The sequence below is a fragment of the Clostridium sp. MSJ-8 genome (genome assembly GCF_018918325.1).
GTDB lineage: Bacteria > Bacillota > Clostridia > Clostridiales > Clostridiaceae > Clostridium.
Genome location: NZ_JAHLQH010000043.1, coordinates 61411 through 86588, shown reverse-complemented (window position 1 = coordinate 86588; position 25178 = coordinate 61411). Strand labels below are relative to the sequence as shown.

General features: G+C 28.8%; 26 protein-coding genes and 1 pseudogene. All 27 read left to right on the top strand.

Translation table 11 applies throughout. From position 1 onward, the window contains the following. The first annotated feature begins 3 nt into the window (after nucleotides 1-3). The 27 genes and pseudogenes from KQI77_RS09945 (at nucleotide 4) to KQI77_RS09810 (ending at nucleotide 25169) form a co-directional block, all read left to right on the top strand. On the top strand, nucleotides 4-771 hold the full coding sequence (locus KQI77_RS09945) for a protein-glutamate O-methyltransferase CheR (protein ID WP_216390280.1): 768 nt from the start codon (nucleotides 4-6) through the stop codon (nucleotides 769-771). 13 nt (nucleotides 772-784) lie between these two features. Next, a complete protein-coding gene (locus KQI77_RS09940; protein ID WP_216390279.1) occupies nucleotides 785-2827 on the top strand; it encodes a chemotaxis protein CheA in 2043 nt (680 codons plus the stop codon). A 12-nt stretch (nucleotides 2828-2839) separates the two neighbouring features. After that, nucleotides 2840-3442, top strand: coding sequence for a chemotaxis protein CheC (locus KQI77_RS09935; protein WP_216390278.1), 603 nt, complete (start codon nucleotides 2840-2842; stop codon nucleotides 3440-3442). A gap of 17 nt (nucleotides 3443-3459) precedes the next feature. Then, entirely contained in the window at nucleotides 3460-3819 is a 360-nt protein-coding gene (locus KQI77_RS09930; protein WP_216390277.1) for a response regulator, read from the top strand. Nucleotides 3820-4004: 185 nt separating this feature from the next. Further along, complete coding sequence (locus KQI77_RS09925) at nucleotides 4005-4418, top strand: chemotaxis protein CheW (protein WP_216390276.1); 414 nt, start codon at nucleotides 4005-4007, stop codon at nucleotides 4416-4418. A gap of 22 nt (nucleotides 4419-4440) precedes the next feature. Next, nucleotides 4441-5442, top strand: coding sequence for a flagellar motor switch protein FliM (fliM, locus tag KQI77_RS09920; protein WP_216390275.1), 1002 nt, complete (start codon nucleotides 4441-4443; stop codon nucleotides 5440-5442). Continuing rightward, nucleotides 5435-6605, top strand: a pseudogene (gene fliY, locus KQI77_RS13045) (flagellar motor switch phosphatase FliY). The gene fliM and the pseudogene fliY overlap by 8 nt, the downstream one beginning before the upstream one ends. Nucleotides 6606-7359: 754 nt before the next feature. Continuing rightward, a complete protein-coding gene (locus tag KQI77_RS09905; protein ID WP_216390273.1) occupies nucleotides 7360-8403 on the top strand; it encodes a glycosyltransferase in 1044 nt (347 codons plus the stop codon). 153 nt (nucleotides 8404-8556) lie between these two features. Then, entirely contained in the window at nucleotides 8557-8838 is a 282-nt protein-coding gene (gene flgM / locus KQI77_RS09900) for a flagellar biosynthesis anti-sigma factor FlgM (RefSeq protein ID WP_216390272.1), read from the top strand. Beyond that, nucleotides 8835-9248 carry a flagellar protein FlgN gene (locus KQI77_RS09895; RefSeq protein WP_216390271.1) on the top strand — a complete coding sequence of 138 codons (414 nt, stop codon included), beginning with the start codon at nucleotides 8835-8837 and terminating at the stop codon, nucleotides 9246-9248. Before flgM ends, KQI77_RS09895 begins: the two co-directional genes overlap by 4 nt. A 17-nt stretch (nucleotides 9249-9265) precedes the next feature. Further along, nucleotides 9266-11011: a flagellar hook-associated protein FlgK gene (gene flgK, locus KQI77_RS09890; RefSeq protein WP_216390270.1), complete on the top strand. Its 1746-nt coding sequence runs from the start codon at nucleotides 9266-9268 to the stop codon at nucleotides 11009-11011. A gap of 12 nt (nucleotides 11012-11023) precedes the next feature. Beyond that, nucleotides 11024-12052: a flagellar hook-associated protein FlgL gene (flgL, locus tag KQI77_RS09885; RefSeq protein WP_216390269.1), complete on the top strand. Its 1029-nt coding sequence runs from the start codon at nucleotides 11024-11026 to the stop codon at nucleotides 12050-12052. Nucleotides 12053-12071: 19 nt separating this feature from the next. Beyond that, the gene (gene fliW / locus KQI77_RS09880; protein ID WP_216390268.1) at nucleotides 12072-12449 is read left to right on the top strand and encodes a flagellar assembly protein FliW; all 378 of its coding nucleotides are present in this window, start codon (nucleotides 12072-12074) and stop codon (nucleotides 12447-12449) included. Between the two features lie 8 nt (nucleotides 12450-12457). Further along, nucleotides 12458-12670, top strand: a complete 213-nt coding sequence (gene csrA / locus KQI77_RS09875; RefSeq protein ID WP_216390267.1) for a carbon storage regulator CsrA — start codon at nucleotides 12458-12460, stop codon at nucleotides 12668-12670. A 17-nt stretch (nucleotides 12671-12687) separates the two neighbouring features. After that, nucleotides 12688-13029, top strand: coding sequence for a flagellar protein FlaG (locus tag KQI77_RS09870; protein WP_216390266.1), 342 nt, complete (start codon nucleotides 12688-12690; stop codon nucleotides 13027-13029). Nucleotides 13030-13032: 3 nt separating this feature from the next. Further along, entirely contained in the window at nucleotides 13033-13296 is a 264-nt protein-coding gene (locus KQI77_RS09865) for a hypothetical protein (protein WP_216390265.1), read from the top strand. An 8-nt stretch (nucleotides 13297-13304) separates the two neighbouring features. After that, nucleotides 13305-13685 carry a flagellar export chaperone FliS gene (gene fliS, locus KQI77_RS09860; protein WP_216390264.1) on the top strand — a complete coding sequence of 127 codons (381 nt, stop codon included), beginning with the start codon at nucleotides 13305-13307 and terminating at the stop codon, nucleotides 13683-13685. Nucleotides 13686-13703: 18 nt separating this feature from the next. After that, entirely contained in the window at nucleotides 13704-15677 is a 1974-nt protein-coding gene (gene fliD, locus KQI77_RS09855; RefSeq protein ID WP_216390263.1) for a flagellar filament capping protein FliD, read from the top strand. After that, nucleotides 15677-16003, top strand: a complete 327-nt coding sequence (locus KQI77_RS09850; RefSeq protein ID WP_216390262.1) for a hypothetical protein — start codon at nucleotides 15677-15679, stop codon at nucleotides 16001-16003. The genes fliD and KQI77_RS09850 overlap by 1 nt, the downstream gene beginning before the upstream one ends. 433 nt (nucleotides 16004-16436) lie before the next feature. Then, on the top strand, nucleotides 16437-17276 hold the full coding sequence (locus KQI77_RS09845) for a flagellin (protein WP_216390261.1): 840 nt from the start codon (nucleotides 16437-16439) through the stop codon (nucleotides 17274-17276). A 144-nt stretch (nucleotides 17277-17420) separates the two neighbouring features. After that, nucleotides 17421-18605: a flagellin lysine-N-methylase gene (gene fliB, locus KQI77_RS09840; RefSeq protein ID WP_216390260.1), complete on the top strand. Its 1185-nt coding sequence runs from the start codon at nucleotides 17421-17423 to the stop codon at nucleotides 18603-18605. Between the two features lie 58 nt (nucleotides 18606-18663). Further along, on the top strand, nucleotides 18664-19536 hold the full coding sequence (locus tag KQI77_RS09835) for a flagellin (protein ID WP_216390259.1): 873 nt from the start codon (nucleotides 18664-18666) through the stop codon (nucleotides 19534-19536). A 320-nt stretch (nucleotides 19537-19856) separates the two neighbouring features. Then, complete coding sequence (rfbF, locus tag KQI77_RS09830) at nucleotides 19857-20633, top strand: glucose-1-phosphate cytidylyltransferase (protein ID WP_216390258.1); 777 nt, start codon at nucleotides 19857-19859, stop codon at nucleotides 20631-20633. Nucleotides 20634-20659: 26 nt separating this feature from the next. Next, on the top strand, nucleotides 20660-21751 hold the full coding sequence (locus KQI77_RS09825) for an NAD-dependent epimerase/dehydratase family protein (RefSeq protein WP_216390257.1): 1092 nt from the start codon (nucleotides 20660-20662) through the stop codon (nucleotides 21749-21751). Beyond that, nucleotides 21745-22986, top strand: coding sequence for a UDP-glucose/GDP-mannose dehydrogenase family protein (locus KQI77_RS09820; protein WP_216390256.1), 1242 nt, complete (start codon nucleotides 21745-21747; stop codon nucleotides 22984-22986). Before KQI77_RS09825 ends, KQI77_RS09820 begins: the two co-directional genes overlap by 7 nt. Nucleotides 22987-23000: 14 nt before the next feature. Next, on the top strand, nucleotides 23001-24317 hold the full coding sequence (gene rfbH, locus KQI77_RS09815; RefSeq protein WP_216390255.1) for a lipopolysaccharide biosynthesis protein RfbH: 1317 nt from the start codon (nucleotides 23001-23003) through the stop codon (nucleotides 24315-24317). Nucleotides 24318-24347: 30 nt separating this feature from the next. Then, on the top strand, nucleotides 24348-25169 hold the full coding sequence (locus KQI77_RS09810) for a pyruvate carboxyltransferase (RefSeq protein ID WP_216390254.1): 822 nt from the start codon (nucleotides 24348-24350) through the stop codon (nucleotides 25167-25169). The last annotated feature ends 9 nt before the right edge of the window (nucleotides 25170-25178 follow it).

Sequence of the window (25178 nt, the reverse complement as noted above, 5' to 3'; positions counted from 1 at the left end):
ATAATGGAATTTGATGAATTTCATAAGTGGGTCCATAAAGAATTAGGAATAGATTTAACGGCATATAAACCTGAACAATTAAATAGAAGAATAAATAGTTTAATGACGAGAGTTGGAGTTAGTAGTTTGCAGGAATATACAACATTAATAAAGAAAGATGATGAACAAAGACAAAAATTCTTGGATTTTATTACTATAAATGTTACTGAATTTTTTAGGAATCCTGAACTATTTGAAGAAGTTGAAAAATTAATAAAAGATAAACTTCTTGCAGAACGAAAAAATATTAAGATATGGAGTGCAGCTTGTTCAATAGGTTGTGAACCTTATTCTTTAGCTATAATAATAAAAAAATTAAAGGCGGAAAATAGGACAACTATATTAGCTACTGATATAGATAATACTATTTTAGGTAAAGCTAAAAAAGGTGAATATACAGATGCAGAAGTTAAAAATGTGCATAAAGAAGACTTAAATAAGTATTTTTGTGAAGAAAATAATAAATATTTAATTAATAATGAAATAAAATCTATCGTAACATTCAAGAAACACGACTTAATATGCGATAATTATGATAGAAACTTTGATTTAATAGTTTGTCGAAATGTAGTTATTTATTTTAAAAATGAAATAAAGCAACTAATTTATAATAAATTTTCGTCATCATTAAATCCAGGAGGTCTACTTTTTGTTGGAGCTACTGAGAGTATTTATAATTATAAAGAATTTGGGTTAGAAAAAGTTTCTACCTTTGTTTATAAGAAAGTATAAGGAGGGATATGAGATGGATACATCACAATACATGCAAATGTTTTTGGAGGAATCTATGGATAATCTTCAAACATTAAATGAATCATTATTAGAGTTAGAACAGAATCCAGACGATATTGATAGAATCAATGCAATATTTAGAGTTGCACATACAATAAAAGGAATGGCAGCTACAATGGGATTTACAGATATTGCAGAGCTAACTCATAAGATGGAGGATGTTTTATCAGAATTTAGAGATGGAGAATTAAAAGTATCACAGGAGGTAGTAACAGTATTATTTGACTGTTTGGATACTCTTGAAAAAATGATCAATAACATAGAAGATGAAAATGATGAACCAGTTGATATTCAAGAAATAATGGATAGACTTATAAAACTTGCAGCAGCACATGGAAAGAATGTTGATGAGGTTATAAAGGAAGATGAAGCAAAACATGATGAAAAATCATCAACAAATGCTACATCAGGATTAATAGAATTAAATGAATATGATTTATCTGTTATTGAACAAGCTAAGGAAAAAGATTTTATAGCATATAACATAGTTGTAGATATAAGTGAAAATACATTACTTAAATCAGCTAGAGCATTTTTAATAGTTAAGGATTTAGAGGATAATGGTGAAATAATTAAGTCAATCCCTAATACTGAAGCAATTGAAAATGAAGAATTTGAATTTGAGCTTAAGTTTGTATATTTATCTCAAAATTCAAAAGAAGATATAAAAACTATGCTAGAAGGCATATCTGAAGTTGTTAGTGTTAATATTGAAGAAGTTGACATCAAGAAAGAAGAAGAGAAAAAAGAAGAAATAAAGCCAAAAGAGATTCAAACAGAAACTCCAAAGAAAGCAGAAGCACCTAAGAAGGAAGCACCTAAAAAATCAGAATCAGCAAAAGCTCCTACAAAACCTAAGGCTAAAAAAGCACATCAATCTGTTAGAGTTGATTTAGAGAGAATAGACAAGCTTATGAATATGGTTTCTGAGATTGTTATATATAGAACAAGACTAGAACAGATAGTTTTAGATAATAAATCTCAAGAATTATCAGAAACATTAGAACAAATAGGAAGAACTACATCAGAACTTCAAGATTTAGTAATGAAGATAAGAATGCTTCCTCTAGAAACTGTATTTAATAGGTTCCCTAGAATGATAAGAGATATATCAGTAGAACTTAATAAAGAAATTAACTTCGTTATAGAAGGTGCAGAAACAGAACTTGATAGAACTGTAATAGATGAAATAGGTGAACCACTTATTCACTTACTTAGAAATGCAGCAGATCATGGTATCGAATCTAAAGAAGAAAGAATTGCAGCTGGTAAGAATCCAGTAGGAACAGTTAAACTTATTGCATATCAAGAAGGAACTAAAGCACTTATAAAGGTTGTAGATGATGGTGCTGGTATAAATGTAGCAAAGGTTAAAGCTAAAGCTGAGAAGATGGGAATACCTACAGAAGGCTTAAGTGATAATGATATTAAGAATCTTATATTTGCTCAAGGATTTAGTACAAATGAAGTAGTAACTGATATCTCTGGAAGAGGAGTTGGAATGGATGTTGTTAAAACTAAAATTGCAGCTCTAGGTGGTACAGTTGATTTAGTAAGTGAAGAAGGTAAAGGTTCAAGTTTTATAATAAGACTTCCATTAACTTTACAAATAATTCAAGCATTATTAGTTAAGGTTGGTGCAGAAACACTTGCAATATCTTTAGGATTTATAGATAGAGTTATTGATTATAATGAAGATAAGATTAAGAGTACTAATGGAAAAGAGGTAATTATCTATAGAGATAAGGTAATACCACTTCTAAGATTAAATGAAAGATTAGATATAGAAGTTGCAGAAAGTAACAAGAAATATGTAATTATAGTTAATGTTGGTGATAAGACAGTAGGATTGTTAGTAGATTCATTATTAGGACAACAAGAAATAGTAATTAAAGAATTAGGTAATACATTAAAAGACTTAGATGAATATATAGGAGCAACAATTCTAGGTAATGGACTTGTTACATTAATCTTAGATGTTGGAGCTATAGTATAAGGAGATAAGCTTATGGAAAATGCGTATAGTAATCTACAATTAGATGCATTAAGAGAAGTATCAAATATTGGAGTAGGTAATGCAGCAACAGCATTATCCACTCTACTAGGAACTAAGATAGATATGTCTGTTCCATCAGTTAATATGGTAGAGTTAAATGAATTATTGACTAAATCTGGTGAAGATGTAGTAGTGGGGATAATTGTAAGGGTTGTAGGCGATATACCAGGAAATATATTGATTCTTTTTGAAGAAGATATGGCAGAGAATGTTATAGATTATTTAGTAGGATCAAATGCAGGAATTGATTCAGAAATGGGCAATTCAGTATTATGTGAAGTTGGTAACATATTATCTGGATCATATATGAATGCAATAGCACAGTTTACAAAGTTATTTGTTAATGCATCAGTTCCAGCAGTTGCATATGATATGATGAGTGCAATACTTGCAACAACTTTTATGGAATCTGGGCAATTTGATGAATATATATTAGATATAGAAACAATATTTATAAAAGATAGTAAGAATGAAGAAAGTGAAATAGGAGCACACTTTTACTATATTCCAGCTCCTGGATCACTGGAAAAAATATTAAACGCATTAGGAATTTAAGATGGAGGTAGAATAAAATGGCAAGAGTATTAATAGTTGATGATGCAGCATTTATGAGAATGATGATAAAGGATATATTGGAAAAGAATGGTTATGAAGTATGTGGAGAAGCACCAAATGGTTTAGTGGCTGTAGAAATGTACAATAAAGAAAAACCAGATATAGTAACAATGGATATAACAATGCCAGATATGGATGGTATAGAAGCAGTTAAAAATATAAGAGCAACTGATCCGAATGCAAAGATTATTATGTGTTCAGCGATGGGACAACAATCTATGGTTATGGATGCAATAAAAGCAGGAGCAAAGGATTTTATAGTAAAACCATTCCAAGCTGATAGAGTTTTAGAAGCAGTAAAGAAAGCAATAGGGTAAAAAATAAAAAAGAAAATTGAGAATTTGACTAAAAATATCGTCAAAATAAGTTTTTTGTATTATAATAGTGGTATAGGAATTAAATACTATTATTTTGATTGAATACTATAATATAATTCTTGATTTCTTCTTGATAGAGATTTTACTTATGTAGATAAAAGTAAAAAGAAAGAGGAGGGTATACAATGCAAATTGTAGTGTTTAAATTAGGCGATGAACATTTTGCAGTAGAAACTGAGAAGGTTCAAGCCATTAATGATATGATGGAAGTTACAAGAGTACCAAAATCACCTAAATATATAAAAGGGCTTATTAATTTGAGAGGTAGTATAAAATCACTAGTAGATATCAACTTATTACTTAACTTAAAAACTGTTAATGAACCTAATACTATAATAATATTGAAAGTACAAGAAGAAGAAATAGGTATAACAGTAGATGAAGTAGAAGAAGTATTAGATATTGATGAGAAGGAAATCCAACAATTAGAGAATTCTAATACTGGAGCAACTAATGCTAATAGCCAATATATTAGAGGAATAATTAATGTAGAAGGAAAATTGTTAACCATTATAGATATTGATAATTTATTAAATTAGTTTTAAGAAAAGAGGTAAATGAATGGCAGATGTCTTATCGCAGAGCGAAATAGATGCATTGTTATCTGCATTATCTACAGGTGAACTAGAACCTGAGCAAGTTACTCATGAAGAAGAGAAACATAAGGTTAAGTTATATGATTTCAGAAGTCCTCAGAAATTCTCAAAAGATCATATAAGAACCTTAGAGCTTGTTCATGATAACTTTGCTAGGATAATATCAAACTATCTAACAGGTCAATTGAGAAAAAATGTCAAGGTGAAAGTAGAGACTGTAGAGCAGGTTACATATGAAGAATTTATTCACTCTGTACAGAATCCAACTATATTAACATTATTTAAGATGCCACCTTTAACTGGAACATTATTGTTTGAAACTAATCCAGATTTTTCTTATCAAGTTATTGATATATTAGAAGGTGGAACTGGAGAAAGAAAGTTTGCAGAAAAAGAATTCTCAGAAATAGATAAGAACATAATGTATCAAGTAGTTCAAGGATTATTATCTAATTTGGTTTTAGCATGGGAAGATATACTTAAGGTTGAACCTGAGATAGAATCAATAGAAACAAATCCTGCTATTAACCAAACCTTATCACCAAATGAACCAGTTGCACTTATTGTTTTTTCAGCAGAATTAGGTAAGACTAATACATTTATAAACCTATGTATTCCTTATTTAAGTATAGAAAAAATACTTTATAAGTTAGTAGTACAATATTGGTTTAAGAATGAGGACGATTCAGCTGCAATAGAAGAATCTCAGAAGAAAATAAGAGAAAGTATGAAACCAGTAGAGGTAGAACTAAAAGCAGAATTAGGACAAACAGAATTAACTGTAGATGATTTCTTAAGATTAACTGTTGGAGACATAATAAAACTTGATAACAAATGCAGTAAACCTATAAAGGTATTAGTTCAAGATGAAGATTATTATTATGCAAAACCAGGAACTATAGGTAAGAACATAGGTGTAACATTATTAGATGTGATAGAAAAAAAGGATGTGAAAGAATATGAGTAATGGCTTCCTGTCTCAAGAAGAGATAAATTCACTGTTAAATGGTGAATCTGGAAATGATGATAAAAATGCAGGAAACACAAATTCATCTGAAGAAGAGTTAACAGCCAATGAAATGGATATGCTAGGTGAGATAGGAAATATCTCAATGGGTTCAGCATCAACAGCTCTATATCAGATAATAAATCAAAAAGTAAATATAACTACTCCAGTTGTAAGTGTTACAACATTAGGTGAAGTTAAGAAGACATTTGACGCACCTACAGTAGTATTAGATGTTGAATATACAACAGGAATAGTTGGTAGAAATATTTTAATAATAAGAATAGAAGATGCAGCAGTTATTGCTAATCTTATGATGGGTGGAGATGGAAAGGTTGAAACTCATGAGTTATCAGAGATAGAAATAAGTGCAGTAGCAGAAGCTATGAATCAAATGATAGGATCTGCTGCAACATCTATGGCAACAATGTTCTCTAGAAAGGTAGATATATCACCTCCAGCTTCAAAGCTATGGAAGGATGAAAATGATATCCTTACAGATAGCATTCCAGAAGATGAGAAGATAGTTAAAATAAGCTTTAGAATGACAATAGGAGATCTTGTAGATAGTAACATAATGCAAGTATTACCTATATCAACTGCTAAAAAGATAGGTGCTATAATGATGGGGCACTGAGGAAGAGATGAGTGATGATTCTGCTCCTACACAAGCAGCAGCTACACCTGAAACAACACCAGTTGTTGAAGCAAAACCAATAGTTGAGCAAGCACCACAACAACCTCAAATGGCTCCGCCGCCACAACAACCTGTATATCAAGCACCACAGCAACAACAAGCAGCACCAGTAGAAGTACATAGGGCTCAATTCGAACCATTAGTACCTTCATCAGGTAAACCACTACCTGATAATATAGATCTTATATTAGATGTTCCATTAAACATATCAGTTGTACTTGGTAGAACTAAGAAGAGTATAAAAGATGTACTAGAATTAGGAACAGGTTCCCTTATAGAATTAGATAAATTAGCTGAAGAACCAGTTGAAATATTAGTTAATGGTAAGAGAATTGCATTTGGTGAAGTTGTAGTCGTAGATGAAAACTTCGGTGTAAGAATAACAAGTATAGTAAGTAATGATGAGAGAATAAAATCATTAGGATAAAGAATTAAAAAAATCCAATGTTATTTGGTTTGATTAATATTATGTTTATTATTAGTATCAATATTATATGTTTTCATAAATAGCATAATTTCATTAAGGATTTCTAAATATAAAAAAATTAAGGTATTATTGTTAAATAACTTATGTTTCACAATAATTAATATCAAAATTATATGTTCTAAGTAAATAATATAATATAATATCATTAAGTATTTACTAATATAATAAAAAAGAGTAAAGATTCCTAAATACTATAAACTCGCTAAAGTTCAAACAGTATAGTATTTTTAACGGGATCTTTACTTTTTTATTATAAGAAATACTAAATTCTATTATAGATAATTTACTTAAAGCAATAATTTGATATTAATTAAATGAAAAGATAAGTGATCAAAAATAAATATATTCAATAATTTTTTTTGCTAGAAATACTGAAGCCTTTAAGATACTTACAGACAATGCAGATACACTAAAAACAACCATAACGCTTGAATAATTAAAATATAATAAGCTTAGTGGAAGTAACCATTATTGTTAAGGTTAGATTATAGTTAGATATAGAATAATATAACCATGAAGAATTAAAGATTAGTATGAGTAATATGGAACAATAGGTTACTGAAACTAATGCTATTATATTTTAATTATTTAAAAACATGTTTTACAAAATGTTAATATTAATTCTATTAACAATTGTAAACAAAATAGTCATAATATAAGTAATAATAAGTTATTGTGTAGAAAGGGTTAAGTTATGATATCACTATGTATGATTGTAAAGAATGAAGAGGATAATCTAAAGAAGTGCTTAGATGCTATATCGAAGTATGAATTTGAAATAGTTGTAGTAGACACAGGCTCTACAGATAACACAGTAGAGATAGCTAGAAGGTATACTGATAAGGTTTACCATTATAAGTGGTGTAATGATTTCAGTAGTGCAAGAAATTATTCTATAGAACAAGCAACTAATAATTATATACTTGTATTAGATGCAGATGAAATAGTTCAAAATATAAATATGAAGGAACTCCTGAGAAGCTTAGATAGAAATAAGGTTGGAAGGTTAAAAATACATAATTATATTACAATTAATGGAGAAAGAAGAAATATAATAGGAGATGTTAGTAGGTTATTTGATAAAAGATATTATCATTATGAAGGCAGAATTCATGAACAAATTGTTGCTTATGATAAACATAATTATGATACATATAATATTCCAGTTCTAATTAATCATATAGGCTATGAAGATGGCGAAATTGTAAGAAAAGATAAAATAACTAGAAATATTGATTTGTTGTTAGAAGAACTTAATGTAAATGGTGACGATCCATATATTCTATTCCAATTAGGAAAAAGTTTTTATATGAAAGAAGATTATGAAGAAGCAATAAGATATTTTGAGAAGGCTATGGATTATGATTTAGATACCAGGCTAGAATATGTAATAGATATGGTAGAAACATACGGGTATGCTCTTATTAATAGTCAACAGTATGATAAAGCATTGAATTTATTAGGTATATATGATGAATTTAGTGGCAGTGCAGATTTTGTATTTCTTATGGGGCTTATATATATGAATAATGCTAGATTTGAAGAAGCAGTTAGAGAATTTGAAAAAGCAACAACATTTAAGTATTCGAGTATGGAAGGCGTTAATGACTATCTAGCTTATTATAATATTGGTGTTATATATGAATGCTTAGGAAATAAGAATAAAGCCCTTGAATATTATAGAAAAAGTAATAAATATGATAAATCCAGAAGAAGAATAGAAGAAATAAATAAGTAAAGTATCACAAAATGTAGAAAAATGAAAGATACAAATGTTAACAAAGTGTAAAAGAAGTAAGAAATTTTTAATAAAAAAATATTAAAAAACACTAAATATACTTGAAATAAATCCGATAATATACTAAGAACGTTAAGTATGGAGGGATTTATCATGAAAATTCAAGGAATAGGAACAAATAACGATATTTATACTAGATATACAAAGGTTAATAAGACTGCTTTAACTGAAAGTAAAATTGTAAAAAATGAAGATACAATAGAAATTTCTGAATTAGGAAAAGAATTAAGTAGTTTTTCAATAGAAGATAATAATGTAGATAGGGAAGCAAAAATACAAGAATTAAAAGAAAAAATACAAAATGGAACTTATGAAGTTGATGCAAAGCTTACTGCCAAGAGCATGATAGATAGCATGAGGAGAGATAATATATGAATTATGAACAATTAGCTGGAATAATAGGGAATGAAGAAGTAGCTTTAAAAAAGCTTTTGGGGCTTCTTGATAGACAATATCAGTTAATTATGAAAAAAGAGGTTTTTGAACTAGAGGGGATTGTAGATGAAATAAAAGCATGTAACAAAGAAGTTGCAGAGATAGAGATAGAGAGAAGAAAAATATTAGGTAGTGAAAGTGTGAAAGACGTTGTAAAAAAATCTAAAAATAAAAATTTGGAAGAGGCATATAGAAGCATTAATAGTACACTTTTTGAAGTAAAACTTCAAAAGGACACTAATGAACTATTAATAAAACAACAAATTAGTTTTGCAACTAATATGTTGAATATAATAAATCCTAGAAGAGATGTTACAACTTATAATTCATATGGAAATATTAAGAGATAGAGGAGGTCAATAATTATATGTCAGGATTATTTGGAACATTAAATATTGGAAGAAGTGGACTTAATACTTCACAAACTTCTGTAAATGTTACATCACATAATATTGCAAATGCAAATACATCAGGTTATTCTAGACAAAGAGCAGAAATAGTAACTGCTAGACCATCTAGTAGTTATAGTTATGGACAAGTAGGAACAGGTTCACAAGTTGAAGCTATAGAGAGAATAAGAGATAAATTCTTAGATTATCAAGTGAGAGGAGAAAACAGTACTTTAGGTAAGGCTGAAATAAAGGATGATATATTATATCAAATTGAAACTATATTAAATGAACCTTCAGATAAGGGCATATCAACTCTTATAGGGAAGATGTTTGATGCTTGGCAAGAGTTATCTAAACAACCTAGTAATTCAAGTATGCGAACAGTAGTTGTTCAACAAACAGTTGCATTGACAGATGCATTGAATGCAACTTATAAAAAATTAGAGGATTTACAACAAAATGCTCAATTGTCCTTAAAAACCAATGCAGTAGATGTTAATAGTATATTGAATCAAATAGATGATTTGAATTTTCAGATACAAGGAGTAGGTGCTTCGGGGCAAAATGCAAATGATTTGATGGACAAGAGAGATTTACTATTAGATCAATTAAGTAAAATGTTTGATATAAGAGTAGATTCTACTAAATATGATGGGATTAATGTTTCAGCAGTTGATAACAATGGAATGGTTAGTTCAACTTTTGTTAGTTCTGATGGGACTAATATAGGAGCTAGACTATCATATATTAGTTCTATTGATGCAGATATGAATAATCCAGGAGTTTATACAATTTCTTATTATAAGTTAGGTGATTCAACATCAGAAGGCAATAAAACAACATTAAAAGTATCAGGATTAACTGAAGAAGAAGCTCAAAAATTGATCCAAAATAGGCTAATATGGGCTAATGAAGCAGGATATGCAATAAAAGCTGATGGAACAGAGATACGAAACAATGGAGTGGTTGATGTTTCAGAATTAAAGGTGTTTAATCAAAGCAATGGAACAATAGGAGGAAATGTTTCTGTTCAAGATGATATACAGAATTATATGGATGATTTAGATAAACTTGCTCAAGCTATAGCTTATTCTATAAATGCTATTCATAGTGGAAAGACTGATCCTTTACAAGATGATATGCCTTTTTTTGTAAATGCAGATGTCGCTGGATATAATAGTAATAATGAATTAATGACCAAAGATGTTGTATTACAAGCTGAGAGCAAAATAACAGCAAAGAATATAACTATAAATAAAGAACTAATAGATAATGTTATGAAAATTAATACTAAAGAATTAGATACAAATGGTGAAGGTGATGGATCTAGAGCACTTTCTATAGCACAATTGAGAGATCAATTATTAAGTATTCAAAGTATAGGTAATAGTGTTAAATCTAGAAGCAATTTGAAATTTGCTGCTAATGATGTAAATGGAATGCAATTAGAACGCGATTCTGATGGGACAACATTAGATTCTTATTTCCAAGATATTGTAGACAGGCTTGGAGTTCAAGCACAAGAAGCAAGTAGAGTTGTAGATAATCAAAATACCATGTTAACTGAACTTGAAAATAGCAGACTTTCTGTATCAGGAGTATCGCTAGATGAGGAAATGGCAAACCTTATACAATATCAACATGCATATAGTGCTAATGCCAAAATAATATCAACAGTAGATGAATTATTAGATGTAGTAGTAAATGGATTAAAGAAATAAGAGGTGAGATAAATGAGAGTTACAAATAAAATGATTAGTAATAGATATTTGACAGATTCAACTACTAACCTTAATAATATGCAAAGTATTATTAATCAATTAACCACTGGAAAGTCTATTAATAGACCATCAGATAATCCTTATAAGGTAGCAAGATCAATGCAATTAAATACAAAAATAAATGCTAATACACAATATAATGAAAATATAAAGGATACATTAAATTGGCTAGATACAACAGATGAAGCATTAGGACAAGCAGGTAATGTTCTTCAGAGAATAAGAGCACTTATGGTTTCATCAGGAAATGCAGGGTATGGGAGTAATGAAAGAGCAGCTATCTCTGATGAAATTAATGAAAGAATTGCAGAATTAGGTCAGATATTAAATGGAAACTTTGATGGAAAATATGTTTTTGGTGGAACAAAAACAGCATCAAAACCATTATCTATAGATCAAGATATTAATGGTAATACTGTCTTATCATTTGCGGATAAAGAAGGAAATAAAATTTTGATTAATGATCAAGGTGAACCTGTAGATGTTAATGGACAACTATTAATAGGAGATGATTATAATAATGCAAAAAATCAATTAGGTATGATGAATTCGAAATTCTCTACGGAAATATCCTCTAGTGTTATTATGGAATATAATGTTACAGTAACAGATTTACTTATGGTTAAAGATTCAAATGGAAATAATATAGATGTTATGAAGCTAATGACGGACATTGCTAGAAATTTAAACTCTGCAACAGATAATGAAAAGGTACTAGATGAAAATTTGGGAGATTTAGATTCTGTTATAACTAATATGTTGAGGTTTAGATCAGAGGTGGGTGCAAAACAAAATAGAATGGAGTCAGCACAATCTAAAAATGAAGATGATAGTTATAATATGACTGATATATTATCTAAGACAGAAGATATAGATTTTGCAGAGAAGTCTATAGAATTTTCAACATTACAAACTGTATATCAAGCAGCATTGCAAGTTAGTGCACAAATTTTACCTAAAACATTATTAGATTATCTATAAGATAGGGGATATGTAAATTATGAATATTACTTTTGAAAAAGGTCTGATAGGTCTGGAAGAGTATAAAGATTATATTATAGAAGATATAGAAGATAATGAATATTTTAAGATATTGAGATCTTGTGATGAAAAAGATTTTAGTATAGTAGTTACTTCACCTTTTTATGTAGATGAAAAATATGAGATAGATTTGTCAGAGGAAGTTGTTAATAGATTAAGTATTATATCTGAAAAAGATGTATTAATCTATACTACAGTTACTGTTAATTCAGATATGAGAAAGGCAACTACTAATTTTAGAGCACCTATTATTATTAATACTAAGAATAATTTAGCTGAACAGGTGATATTAGATAAAGATAAATATATGATTAAACAACCATTAATGAAGGGATAGAAATTAATATGTTAGTTGTAGCACGTAAAGAAGGAGAATCTCTATTGATAGGAGATGATATTGAGATTACAATAGCCAAATTAAATGATGGCAGTGTTAAGATAGCAATAGATGCGCCTAAAGAATTAAAGATATTAAGAAAAGAGTTATATCTAGCTGTTGGAGAAGAAAATAAAAGTGCTAATCTTACTGATTTTAGTATTCTAAAGAAGTTAAAATAGAATAGAGGTGAACAAGTATGGAAGTGAGTAGTCTTAATAGAACCAATACTGATATGAATGTAAGTACAGAAGTTAAAAGTGAGTTTACTAAGGAAAAAAGAGATAATAAAAAAGAAGAGCAATTGATAAAAAGTAATGATGAACTAGATAAAAAAATTGATGAAGTAAATAAGTTTTTAAAAGAAGAAAAGATACATGCAGAATATTCTGTTCATAAGACTTTCTCATATAGAATACTTATAAAGATAGTTGATGATAAAACTAAAAAAATAATTATGGAAGTTCCACCAGAAAAATTACTAGATGCAGTTGCATCAATGTGCAAGGCTGCAGGCATACTAGTGGATAAAAAGGCATAGATTATGTATAAGTTAAATCAAGTGGAAACAGATTTGAGAAATAAAATAGATATGGATACAAAAGATGATTTAGTTCATGAAGTACAAGAGAGAGGAATTGGTGGTAAAAGTAACAAAGGAAGAAATGATGAGAAAGGAAAGGATAATAGAAAAGAAAAGAAATATTATACCGTAGAAGGATATAATTATGAAGATTTATCTATAAATGCTATTCTTGATGAAGAAGAATGCGATTCAAAAGGTATATTTATAGATAGAAGAGAGTAGGTGGGGTTATGTATGCAAATGGGTATAGCGTTTATAAAAATAATAGTGTAAATTATGCTTCCAAGGAACAATTATTATTAATGTTAGTAGATGGTGCTGTTAAATATGCTAAGATAGCTGAGGAGGGATTAAGAGAGAAAGATATACAAAAAGCACATAGTAGTTTAATAAAGGTTCAAGACATTTTTTCAGAATTATCTGCATCACTTGATAGAAAAGCAGGAGATTGGGCTGAACAATTATATAGAGTATATAGATTCATTTATGATAAGCTAGTAGAAACTAATATGAAAAAAGATATAAATATATTAGAAGAAATTATGCCATTAATAATAAATGTTAGAGAATTATGGCATGAAACATACAAGAAAGCAAAAGGAATAAAATAAAATGTGGAGGTGGTAGTTATGGCATCTAGTTCAAACAGAATAACTGGTTTAGCAACAGGAATGGATATAGACAGTATTGTAGAGGCTTCTTTAGCAACATATAAGAGTAAAATAACCAAGAAAACACAAGAAAAAGAAATATTAGAAATAAAGCAACAATTGTATAGAGATATAATAAGTGAAGGAAGAAATCTATATGATAAATATTTTGATATGGCAAAATCTAAAAACTTATTAAATTCATCATTATATTCTTCTGTTTCATGTACATCTAGCAATGAATATTCTATAATAGCAACTTCAGGTGCTAGTGCAGTTAAAGGTAATTATACAGTAGAGGTAAAATCAGAAGGTACAAAGTCAAACATGGAGTTGACAAATGATGAATTGACAGGAGATATGAATATTAATATAAAAGGTACCAATATTATAATTCGTAATGATGAATTAACAAATAGTGATGGAACACAGAAAAGTGATAAAGAAAAGGCTGATATAATAAATGATAAAATAAAAGCATATGGATTATCAGCTTATACTACAGATTTTAATAAAGGAAAAATAATAATTGAAGCAAATGAATTTGGAGATAATAGTTTTAGCATTACCAAAGGTGTATACAAACCAGAACAATTTACAGAATTGTCACAAGGAACACTTACTAGTAATACAGACGGGTATTCTGTAGCAACATTAGATGTTAGTATGCTATTAAATAATAATCAAGATTTAGAATTTAAGTATGGAGATAAAACCATTCGAGTTAAATCTGAAGAAATCAAGAATTCAGTAAAAAGCCTTGATGAAGAAATTGAGAGTGTACAAAATGATAATGTTTTAGATCAATCGGCTAAGGATGAGAAAATAAAACAATTAGGAGAAGAAAAAGCAAGAATTGTTACCTCTACTATAAGTGGTAAGTTGGCAGCAGCAGGATTTAGCACTGAATTGCCAAAAGATTCCAATGGAGACGTAAATGATTATTCTAAGATTAATATACAAATTAAGGAAAATGATACACTTACACTTGCTGAAAAAAAATTTACTTATAGTTATGGAACAATTACAGATGAATATGTAGATACAACAGGCAATTCTGCAATAAATTCATCAGTTGGTGGTAAGGCATCTGTTGTAGTGAATGGACCTAGAGGAGAGATTACTATTAATGAGGCAGGAAAAACTTTTACATTAGATGGAATAACTTTTGACATTTCATCAGCTAAAGCTAATGATAAAGTTACTATTTCTGCAAGAACAGATGTATCAGCAGCAAAGGAAACAATAACTAATTTTATCAATGATTATAATTCTTTTGTTGAAAAATTGAATACTTTATTAACAGAAAAGAAATATAGAAATTATGCACCACTGACTGATGATCAAAAGAAAGAAATGACAGAAAAAGAAGTATCGTTATGGGAAGAAAAGGTTAAAAGCGGACAATTGAGAAATGATGGAGATTTATCAAGAATAGTCACTAATATGAGAAGTGCTATGACATCAACTGTTTCTGGAAGCTCTAGTTATTTAGAGCAAATAGGTATAACTGTATCTAGTGATTATGGTGGAACTAAATCTGGCACATTTACAGTAGATGAAGAAAAATTAACTGCAGCATTAGAAAACAATATGGAAGATGTAATGAAGCTGTTTGCTCAAGTACCAGACAGTAGTGCTACAGGAACTGATAAGTATAATCAACAAGGTATAGCATATAGATTAAAGGATATATTATATAATGAATTTGAGTCTTCAAGTAAATCAGCTCTAATACAAAAGGCGGGTTATACAGGAACAAGATATTTTACACAGAATACTCTATCGACAAGTATCTCTCAATATGAAACATTGATTAGTCAATTGAATTCTCAACTTAGTGATAAAGAACAGGCATTGTATACAAAGTGGGCTTCTATAGAGAAAGCTATGAATAGTTATAATTCACAGATGGAATCATTATCTTCGATGTTTGGAGGATCAAGTTCATAGTGATTAATAAATTATTTGAAGAATATAAGAGAATTACTAGGATTATGATTAATGATGTTAAGAGAGATAAAGATATAAGTGATATGATGAATAAGAGGCAATTGGTTATAGAAAAAATATCTAAAGTAGATATGATAGGAATAGACAAAGAAAAAATATATAAAAACTTAAACATAAATCAAGATGATGCTGAATTAGAACAATGTTTAAAGGATAGTTTAAAATTTGTAAAAGATAAAATAAATAAGGCAAAAGTGGGAAAACAGGCCTTTTCAGCATATTCTTCAACTAATAGACAATCTAACCTATTTAGTAGGCATGTATAAAGAAATAAGAGGGATTTTTCCTCTTATTTTTTACGCCATTAATAAAATATATATAAAGTTAACTAATTATTCACAATAAAATTATAAAGTTATAGATAAATTTAACGAAACTAATAATGTAAAGGATGACAATATATTATTTAAGAAAACTAAAAAGGTTAACCATTTGTTTACAAAACAATATATAAAGTATCTATTTGATTATAACGATAAAGTAAATAGATATGAGTCAAAATTTAAAGTAATACATATTCAAAATTATATTTAATTTATTTACAATCTATTAATATAATAAATGTAAAGAAATTAAATGAAGTAACGAAATATGGTATGTAAGGAAAATAAAAGCCAATAACAAGCATTGTGCTTGTTTAAAAAAATATATACAAATGACATGGATGTCATGTTTGTTAAAATCAAGGAGGAATTTATTATGATTATTAACCACAATTTAAATGCAATGAATGCTCATAGAAATATGGGAATTAACAACAGTGCAAAAGCAAAATCAATGGAGAAATTAAGCTCAGGTTTAAGAATAAACAGAGCTGGAGATGATGCTGCAGGTCTATCAATTTCAGAAAAAATGAGAGCTCAAATAAGAGGACTAGATCAAGCTTCAAGAAACTCTCAAGATGGTATATCTATGATACAAACAGCTGAAGGCGCTTTAAATGAAGTTCACTCAATAATCCAAAGAATGAGAGAATTAGCAGTACAAGCATCAAATGATACAAATGTATCAGTTGATAGAACATCAATTGGAGATGAAATAGATCAATTAGGTGCAGAATTAAGTAGAATAAAAGATAATACTGAATTCAATGAACAAAAATTATTAAATGGATCAGCTGGAACAGCTGGTAAAGTTAAAATTCAAGTTGGTGCTAATAAAGATCAAATAACTGAATTAGATTTTACAACTGCTGGTATTAAGCTTGATGCTGTTGTAACTAATTTAAATGGTAAGAGTGCTCAAGTTGCTGATTCAGCTAAAGCTACTGCATTTATTTCAACTGTAGATACTGAATTGAAGAATGTATCATCTGGTAGATCTAAATTAGGTGCATATCAAAATAGACTAGAACATACAATTGCTAACTTAGATAATGCTTCAGAAAATACTCAAGCATCAGAAAGTAGAGTTAGAGATGTTGATATGGCTAAGGAAATGATGACATTCTCAAGCAAGAACATATTACAACAAGCTGCTCAATCAATGCTTGCACAAGCTAATTCATCGCAACAAGGAGTTCTTCAATTATTACAATAATATAATGTTGAAGTTTATTAAGGGATCTTCATTAAATATGGAGATCTCTTTTTTGAGTATAAAAATAAAGTTATTAATGCAAAGAACGATAATATATTATTAAGTAGATAAATGTAGAAAATGAATAGTATAAAAGGAGAAAATATGGAGAGGGTATATAAGGTTTTAAAACCAAGTTATTATGATGAATTTAAATGTGTTGGTAGTAAATGTGAGAATACATGTTGTAAGGGATGGAATATTACAATAGATGAACTTAGCTATAAAAGATATAAAAGCGTAAGAGGAAAATATGGTGAAAGATTAAAGAATTCGATAACACTTAATAATAGAAAGAATAAAAGTAATACATGGTATGCAGAATTTAAATTAAATGAAGATGGAAGATGTATGCTCTTAACAGAGGATGGTTTATGTAGTGTATATAGTGAATTGGGAGAGGAAAATATGTGCTTGACATGTAAAATATATCCAAGGTTAATAAAGAAATATAATGATTTTTGTGAAAAAAATTTGATTATGTCATGCCCGGAAGCAGCTAGATTTTTATGTGAACATACTGAACCGTTAGATTTTGTATTTAGAGAAGAGCAATTAAATGATTTAGAATTACTTATAAAAAATAATTATATTGATAAGAAACTATATGATTTATTCTTTGAAGTAAGAGGTTTCTATATAGATGTAGCACAATATAGAACTATATCTTTATGGAAGAGGCTATATTTCATATTAAGGGCTCAGAATGAAATAGCAACACCATTAAAGCAAGGAAGAAGAAAGCCAATAGAAGGAATCATTCAATGTATTAAGAAAGAAATGAATTCAGAAGAAATAATTAATGAACTAAATAAAATAGAGCCAATATTAGAAGTTAAAATAAGAGTTTTAAGTTTATATTTATCAAATGATAAGTCAGAAACAGAGTTACAAGAATGCTGTGAAATATTTAAGGACTTCATTAAAGGAAATGAAATGCAAACAGTAGTTAAACAATGGAAGGATATAGAAAAAGAATATGATGAAAAATATCATATATATGACTATATATATGAAAACTATATTGTATATTATATATATGAATATTATTTTAAATCAGATAACAACAATATTATAAGAGAATTAACAATAAGTTATATGCTGCTAAAAGCAATGAATTTATTAAAATATATAAAATATGGTGAAATAGACATAAATAAAATAAAAGAAAATATATATATTTTGTCTAGAATAGTTGATAATTCAAAAGCATACTTGGATGCAACAATAAAGAAATTAGATGAGATAGGTTTATGGACTATGGAGTATTTACTTATACTTATAAGATAATAAAGTTTTGAATAATAATTACGATAATATAACATAGACTGTAAGTTGGAGGGATAATATGAGATTAAATCATAATATGAATTCATTATCTATATATAGAACATATAAGAATTCGTTAGGAGATAATAGTTCTGTAATTGATAGAATTAGTACAGGTTTGAAGATAGTTGGTGCAAAAGATAACCCTAATAAGATAGTTCAAAGTGAACAGATGAGATTGCAGATAAAATCTCTAGAAAGTTCTAGTAGAAATGTTCAAGATGGAATATCTATGGTACAAACTGCAGAAGGAGCACTTAATGAAATAAGTAATATATTAGTTAGAATGAAAGAATTGGTTGTAAAGGCATCTAATGAAACTAATTCACCAGAAGATTTAAAAGCAACTCAAGATGAAATAGATCAATTGAAAGCTGGTATAGATCAAATTACAAAAGATACAGGTTTTAATGGTGTGGCTATGCTTAATACAGAAGGTAATAATCCGAATGCAGGTAAGAATGGTAATGTAGTTAAGAATGGGACAGTTATTACTGGATTTTTAAAGGATGAGAGAATGGAAATGCCATATTTTAAAATATCAACAAAATTACTAGAAGATAAGGATGGTAACTTGTTGAGTGATATAGATGTAACTAAAGGGGATGCGACTAAATATATTGATACTGTTACTGCGGCAGTGGCTACAATTGCAAATGTTAGAGGAAAATATGGTGCAATAAGTGGTAGGTTGGAAAATACATCGGAAAATATAGATAACAATTCTTATAATCTACAAAGAGCTGAAAGTAATATAAGAGATGCTAATCTAGGTGAAGAGATAGTAGAATTTTCAAGAACAAAAATATTAATAGATGCAGCTAGGGCTATAACAGTGCAGACTAATAATATACCTAAAAATGCATTAAATATATTGAGGAATTCAATTTAGTTTTGTGTATGATAGAAATAGTTTAATAAAATGTATATTAAGTTTATTACAATGTTAATAAAAAAGTTGTAATAAACTTTTTTATTTTATCTAAACAAATTGAATTATTAATCTAAAAGAAGTGTGATATTAAAGTGAGTGAATAAAATTGTATATAACTAGTTTGTTCCAAAATATATAGTGATATTAAGCAAGGTTTATATTTTGTTAATAGAAAATTAACACAATTTAGCTTAGCATGGACTATAATGGTAATATAGATTGAACAATGTTATAAAAAAATGAATATTGTTAAAAAATGTATAAGGGGAAATAAAGTTATGAAACTAGTAATACTAGCTGGAGGTTATGGGACAAGGTTAGGTGAAATTGCAAAGCTTACGCCAAAACCAATGGTGGAGATAGGTGGGAAACCTATTATATGGCATATAATGAAAATGTATTCTCAATATGGAATAAATGAATTTATAATTTGTTTAGGATATAAGGGGAAAGTTATAAAAGATTATTTTTTAAATTATAAAACTATAAGAAATGATTTTACAATAGACTATTCTAATGACAGCATTGATTTTCATAATGATTATTCAGAAAATAATTGGAAGGTTACATTAGTTAATACCGGCTATGAAACATTAAAGGGAGGAAGGCTAAAGAAGGTAGAAAGATATCTTGATGATGGTATCAATTTACTTACATATGGTGATGGTGTTTCAGATGTTAACATAGATAAGCTTATTAAATTTCATAAAGAAAATAAAAAGATTGTAACAATATCAGGGGTTCATCCTCCTGCTAGATTTGGAGAATTAAAGCTAGAAGGAGATGAATTGACATCTTTTGAAGAAAAATCTCAAACTTCACAAGGTTATATCAATGGTGGATTTATGGTTTTTAATAAGGAGCTATTAAGTTATCTTACAACAGATGATAGCTGTGATCTTGAGTATGATGTTTTTGAGAAGTTAGCTAGAGAAGGCAAAATGGCTATGTATAAGCATGATGGATTATGGGCATGTATGGATACAGAAAGAGATATAGATAGATTAAATTATTTATGGAAACATAACCAAGCGTTTTGGAAAAATTGGGATTAGTAAAAGGAATATTTGGGAGGAAAATTATGAATAAAATATTAGACTCAGATTTACAATATACTTATAAAAGATTATCAGAAGAAGAAGTAAATAGATTGAAACAGTCTATAATAATAATCACAGGATGTGCAGGCTTTTTAGGATACTATTTCACACATTTTTTATATAAATTTAGAAATGAACTAGAATTAAAGAAAGTAATATGCCTTGATAATTTTATGCTAGGATATCCGAAATGGATAGATAAATTTAAATCTGATGAAAGATTTGTAATAGAAAAATTCGATATTATAAAAGATAAAATATCAGATATCGATGGAGCGGAAGATGCAGATTATATTATACATATGGCTTCAATTGCATCACCTATGTTCTATAGAAAATATCCTATTGAAACATTAGATGCAAACATATGGGGACTTAGAAGTTTATTAGATTATTATGCTGAAAAAGATATAAAAGGATTTTTATTCTATTCATCTAGCGAATTATATGGAGATCCTGTTCCAGAAGCAATTCCAACATCAGAAGAATATTTTGGTAATGTATGTGCAACAGGTCCACGTTCTTGTTATGATGAATCAAAGAGATTTGGAGAAACTATGTGCATGTTATTTGCACAAAGATATAATATGCCTATTGGAGTAGCTAGACCATTTAATAATTATGGACCAGGAATGAAATTAAATGATAAGAGGGTGCCTGCTGATTTCGCCAAGGACATAGTAGAAGGAAAAGATATTGTTATATTATCTAGTGGATCACCAACTAGAACATTCTGTTATATAGCTGATGCAATAGCAGGATATTTTAAGATATTGTTACATGGTAAATATGATTATTTCAATATAGGTATAGAAGAACCAGAGATAAGTATATCAGAATTAGCAGAGATATATAAGGAAGCAGGACAAGAAATATTCGGATATAAAGGAAATGTTATATATAATACATCAGAAGATAAAGAATATTTAACTAATAATCCAGAGAGAAGATGTCCTAATATTCAAAAAGCTAGAAAAATATTAGATTATGAACCTACTATTTTAGTAAAAGAAGGTGTTTATAGATTCTTGCAATTTATAAAAGAAAGTGATGAAGGTGATTTAATATGGTAACAGTATTTGGATTAGGATTTGTAGGACTTACTACAGCATTAGGATTTGCCCATATGGGTTATAAAGTATATGGAATTGATGTAGATGAAAAACGTAAAGAATTACTAAGAAAAGGTGAATTACCATTTTTAGAACCATATATGGATGAGGTATTAAAAGAAAATATAAATAAGAATTTTATAGTTACTGATGATGTAGAAGAAGCAATAAGAAATAGTGAATATGTATTTTATTGTGTAGGTACTCCTTATGGAAATAATGGGGCAGCTGACTTAACATATTTATTTTCAGCAATTGATACAACTATTGAAGCAATTAAGGATGATAAATTTAGAGTTTTAGTTACAAAGTCTACAATACCACCATCAACAACTGCTGAAAAGATATATCCTTATGTTAAATCTAAAGGAACAATAGCAAATAATTTAGGAGTAGCTAATAATCCTGAATTCTTAAGAGAAGGACATTGTTGGAAGGATTTTATAGAAGCAGATAGAATAGTTCTTGGTTGCAATGATGATAAATCTAAAGAAATGTTAGTGAAATTGTATGAACCAATGAAAATTCCTATAAAATGTGTTTCACATTCAACTGGAGAATTTATTAAATATTTATCTAACACGTTATTGGCAACATTAATAAGCTATTCAAATGAAATGGCTGAAGTAGCAGATACTATAGGTGGTATTGAAATAGCAGAAGCATTTAAAATTTTACATATGGACAAGCGTTGGAATAATTGTAATATGACATCTTATGTATATCCAGGTTGTGGATATGGTGGATATTGCCTTCCTAAGGATACTTGTGCTTTATATTCTCAATCAACAGAAAAGGGATTTGAACCAAAGATATTAAAAAATGTTATAGAAATTAATAATGATATGGCAAAGAGTATAGTAAAAAAAATAACAAAGGAATTAAATACTGATAGTACTATAGGAATATTAGGACTGTCTTTTAAACCACAATCAGATGATGTTAGAGATACACCAGCTGCAAAGATAATCAGAGAATTGAATAAACAAGGCTATAAAAATATTAAAGCATTTGATCCAGTTGCAATAGAAGAATTTAAAGTAAGATATCCAGATATTGATATAGAGTATTGTAAAAGCATAGGAGATGTGTATAATAATTCAGATGTAATTGCAGTAGTTACAGCATGGGATGATTTTAAAGTATTAAAAGAATGTAATGATAAGAGAATATTAGATTGTAGATATATGTTTTAGTTAGGAGAATATTAATGGAAAAAGAGAGAGTATTAGAATTAGTTAGAGAGTATTATAGAGAAAATCATAAGAAAAAAGAATATGAAGTAGGAGATAGAATCAATTATGCAGGAAGAGTATATGACGAAGAGGAAATGTGTAACTTGGTTGATTCAGCTCTAGACTTTTGGTTAACAGCAGGTAAGTATACTGAAGAATTTGAAAAAGGATTAAGTGAATTCTTAAATGTTAGATATTGCTCATTAGTTAACTCAGGTTCTTCTGCTAATTTATTAGCAATGATGGCATTAACATCAAATCTATTAGGTGATAGAAGAGTCAAGAAAGGTGATGAAGTAATTACTGTAGCTGCAGCATTTCCAACTACAGTAGCACCTATTATACAAGCAGGAGCTGTTCCTGTGTTTGTAGATATTGATATTCCTTCATATAACATAGATGAGAAGATGTTAGAGGAGGCATTATCTAATAAGACTAAAGCAGTATTTATAGCACATAGCTTGGGAAATATTTTTAACCTTAAGGCAATAAAAGAATTCTGTGATAAAAACAATTTATGGCTTATTGAAGATAACTGTGATGCATTAGGTGGAGAATATATTATAAATGGTGAAAAGAAGTTAACAGGAACTATAGGAGATATAGGAACATCTAGTTTTTATCCAGCACATCAGATGACTATGGGAGAAGGTGGAGCAGTTTATACAGGTTCTCCTATACTTAATAAAATTATACGTTCGATGAGAGATTGGGGACGTGATTGTACATGTAGTGGAGGACAAGATAATACATGTAAGAAGAGATTTTGTGGACAATATGGAACACTTCCATTTGGATATGATCATAAATATGTATACTCTCATTTAGGATACAATCTTAAGGTTACTGATATGCAAGCTGCAATAGGAGTAGCACAACTTAAGAAACTTCCTGAGTTTGTTGAAAAACGTCGTAAGAATTGGCAATATCTACGAGATAACCTAAGAGATGTGGAAGAGTATCTGATATTACCAGAGAAGATAGAAAATGCTGAGCCATGTTGGTTTGGATTTATAATGTCAGTTAGAGAAAGTAGTCCTAAAACTAGAGATGAAGTAGTAGCTTACTTAGAAAAGAATAATATTCAAACACGTTCATTATTTGCTGGAAATATAACAAGACATCCATGTTTTGATGGATTAACAGAAGGAATTGATTATAGAATTGTAGGTAAACTAGAAAAAACAGATTACACAATGAATAATTCATTTTGGGTAGGGGTATATCCTGGAATGACTAAGGCTATGTTAGATGAGATGATAATAAAAATAAAAGAAGCATTAAATAAATAACTAAAGTAAAAGTGAGAGGATTGAGAATATATGATAAATGGAGTAACAATATTTGATTGTAGTTTGAGAGAAATTGGCTATCAGACAGGATGGAATTTTACTGATAAAACTGTAAGAGATTTGTATAGATTTGCACAGGGTAAAGGAATTGACTATGTTGAACTTGGATTCTTTCACAATATGGAGGCAGATCCCGGAAGAGGAATATATAGATATTGCAGTACAAAGAATGATGAAATAATGGAAGTTTTCAAAAATACAAAAAATATAACTAAAATAGCAGCTATGAGAGATATTCAGAGACCATTAACACCGCTTGTTCCTAAAAAGGATAGTGTTATAGATACAATTAGAGTAATGTCAAGATCACCAGAAACAGATTTAGATGTAGTAGATAGGTTTGTAGATGAAGCATTAGAACTTGGTTATGAAGTGTTTTTAAATTTTACAAGTGCTGGTCGTAATCCAATAGAGAAAAATATAAAGTTTGCAGAATTTGCAAAAGCAAAAGGTGTTACTGGTATGGAATTTGCAGATACAGAAAGTGTAATGACAGAAGAGTATGTAAGAAATACTATAAGAGAATGTCATAAAGTTGGAGTTAGATTAGGATGCCATTTCCATGATAAAAATGGTACAGCTGAAAAGCTAGCAGATTTAGCTATTGCAGAAGGTGCTGATTTCTTGGATGTAACTCATATTGGACTTGGTGGAAAGTGGAGAGATGGTAATCTTACTATGGAATATTTATTGAGAAAAATGGGGCTTATAGGAGGATATGAAGCAACAATAGTTAGAAATGAAATAATTGAAGATTTAATAAAATATCATGAGTTTACAGCAGCAGAGTAAAAGGAGAAA

Bases quoted from the DNA above. Each gene is read 5' to 3' on its own strand.
- KQI77_RS09945 (WP_216390280.1), top strand. From the start codon at position 4: ATGGAATTTGATGAATTTCATAAGTGGGTCCATAAAGAATTAGGAATA.
- KQI77_RS09940 (WP_216390279.1), top strand. From the start codon at position 785: ATGGATACATCACAATACATGCAAATGTTTTTGGAGGAATCTATGGAT.
- KQI77_RS09935 (WP_216390278.1), top strand. From the start codon at position 2,840: ATGGAAAATGCGTATAGTAATCTACAATTAGATGCATTAAGAGAAGTA.
- KQI77_RS09930 (WP_216390277.1), top strand. From the start codon at position 3,460: ATGGCAAGAGTATTAATAGTTGATGATGCAGCATTTATGAGAATGATG.
- KQI77_RS09925 (WP_216390276.1), top strand. From the start codon at position 4,005: ATGCAAATTGTAGTGTTTAAATTAGGCGATGAACATTTTGCAGTAGAA.
- fliM (WP_216390275.1), top strand. From the start codon at position 4,441: ATGGCAGATGTCTTATCGCAGAGCGAAATAGATGCATTGTTATCTGCA.
- KQI77_RS09905 (WP_216390273.1), top strand. From the start codon at position 7,360: ATGATATCACTATGTATGATTGTAAAGAATGAAGAGGATAATCTAAAG.
- flgM (WP_216390272.1), top strand. From the start codon at position 8,557: ATGAAAATTCAAGGAATAGGAACAAATAACGATATTTATACTAGATAT.
- KQI77_RS09895 (WP_216390271.1), top strand. From the start codon at position 8,835: ATGAATTATGAACAATTAGCTGGAATAATAGGGAATGAAGAAGTAGCT.
- flgK (WP_216390270.1), top strand. From the start codon at position 9,266: ATGTCAGGATTATTTGGAACATTAAATATTGGAAGAAGTGGACTTAAT.
- flgL (WP_216390269.1), top strand. From the start codon at position 11,024: ATGAGAGTTACAAATAAAATGATTAGTAATAGATATTTGACAGATTCA.
- fliW (WP_216390268.1), top strand. From the start codon at position 12,072: ATGAATATTACTTTTGAAAAAGGTCTGATAGGTCTGGAAGAGTATAAA.
- csrA (WP_216390267.1), top strand. From the start codon at position 12,458: ATGTTAGTTGTAGCACGTAAAGAAGGAGAATCTCTATTGATAGGAGAT.
- KQI77_RS09870 (WP_216390266.1), top strand. From the start codon at position 12,688: ATGGAAGTGAGTAGTCTTAATAGAACCAATACTGATATGAATGTAAGT.
- KQI77_RS09865 (WP_216390265.1), top strand. From the start codon at position 13,033: ATGTATAAGTTAAATCAAGTGGAAACAGATTTGAGAAATAAAATAGAT.
- fliS (WP_216390264.1), top strand. From the start codon at position 13,305: ATGTATGCAAATGGGTATAGCGTTTATAAAAATAATAGTGTAAATTAT.
- fliD (WP_216390263.1), top strand. From the start codon at position 13,704: ATGGCATCTAGTTCAAACAGAATAACTGGTTTAGCAACAGGAATGGAT.
- KQI77_RS09845 (WP_216390261.1), top strand. From the start codon at position 16,437: ATGATTATTAACCACAATTTAAATGCAATGAATGCTCATAGAAATATG.
- fliB (WP_216390260.1), top strand. From the start codon at position 17,421: ATGGAGAGGGTATATAAGGTTTTAAAACCAAGTTATTATGATGAATTT.
- KQI77_RS09835 (WP_216390259.1), top strand. From the start codon at position 18,664: ATGAGATTAAATCATAATATGAATTCATTATCTATATATAGAACATAT.
- rfbF (WP_216390258.1), top strand. From the start codon at position 19,857: ATGAAACTAGTAATACTAGCTGGAGGTTATGGGACAAGGTTAGGTGAA.
- KQI77_RS09825 (WP_216390257.1), top strand. From the start codon at position 20,660: ATGAATAAAATATTAGACTCAGATTTACAATATACTTATAAAAGATTA.
- KQI77_RS09820 (WP_216390256.1), top strand. From the start codon at position 21,745: ATGGTAACAGTATTTGGATTAGGATTTGTAGGACTTACTACAGCATTA.
- rfbH (WP_216390255.1), top strand. From the start codon at position 23,001: ATGGAAAAAGAGAGAGTATTAGAATTAGTTAGAGAGTATTATAGAGAA.
- KQI77_RS09810 (WP_216390254.1), top strand. From the start codon at position 24,348: ATGATAAATGGAGTAACAATATTTGATTGTAGTTTGAGAGAAATTGGC.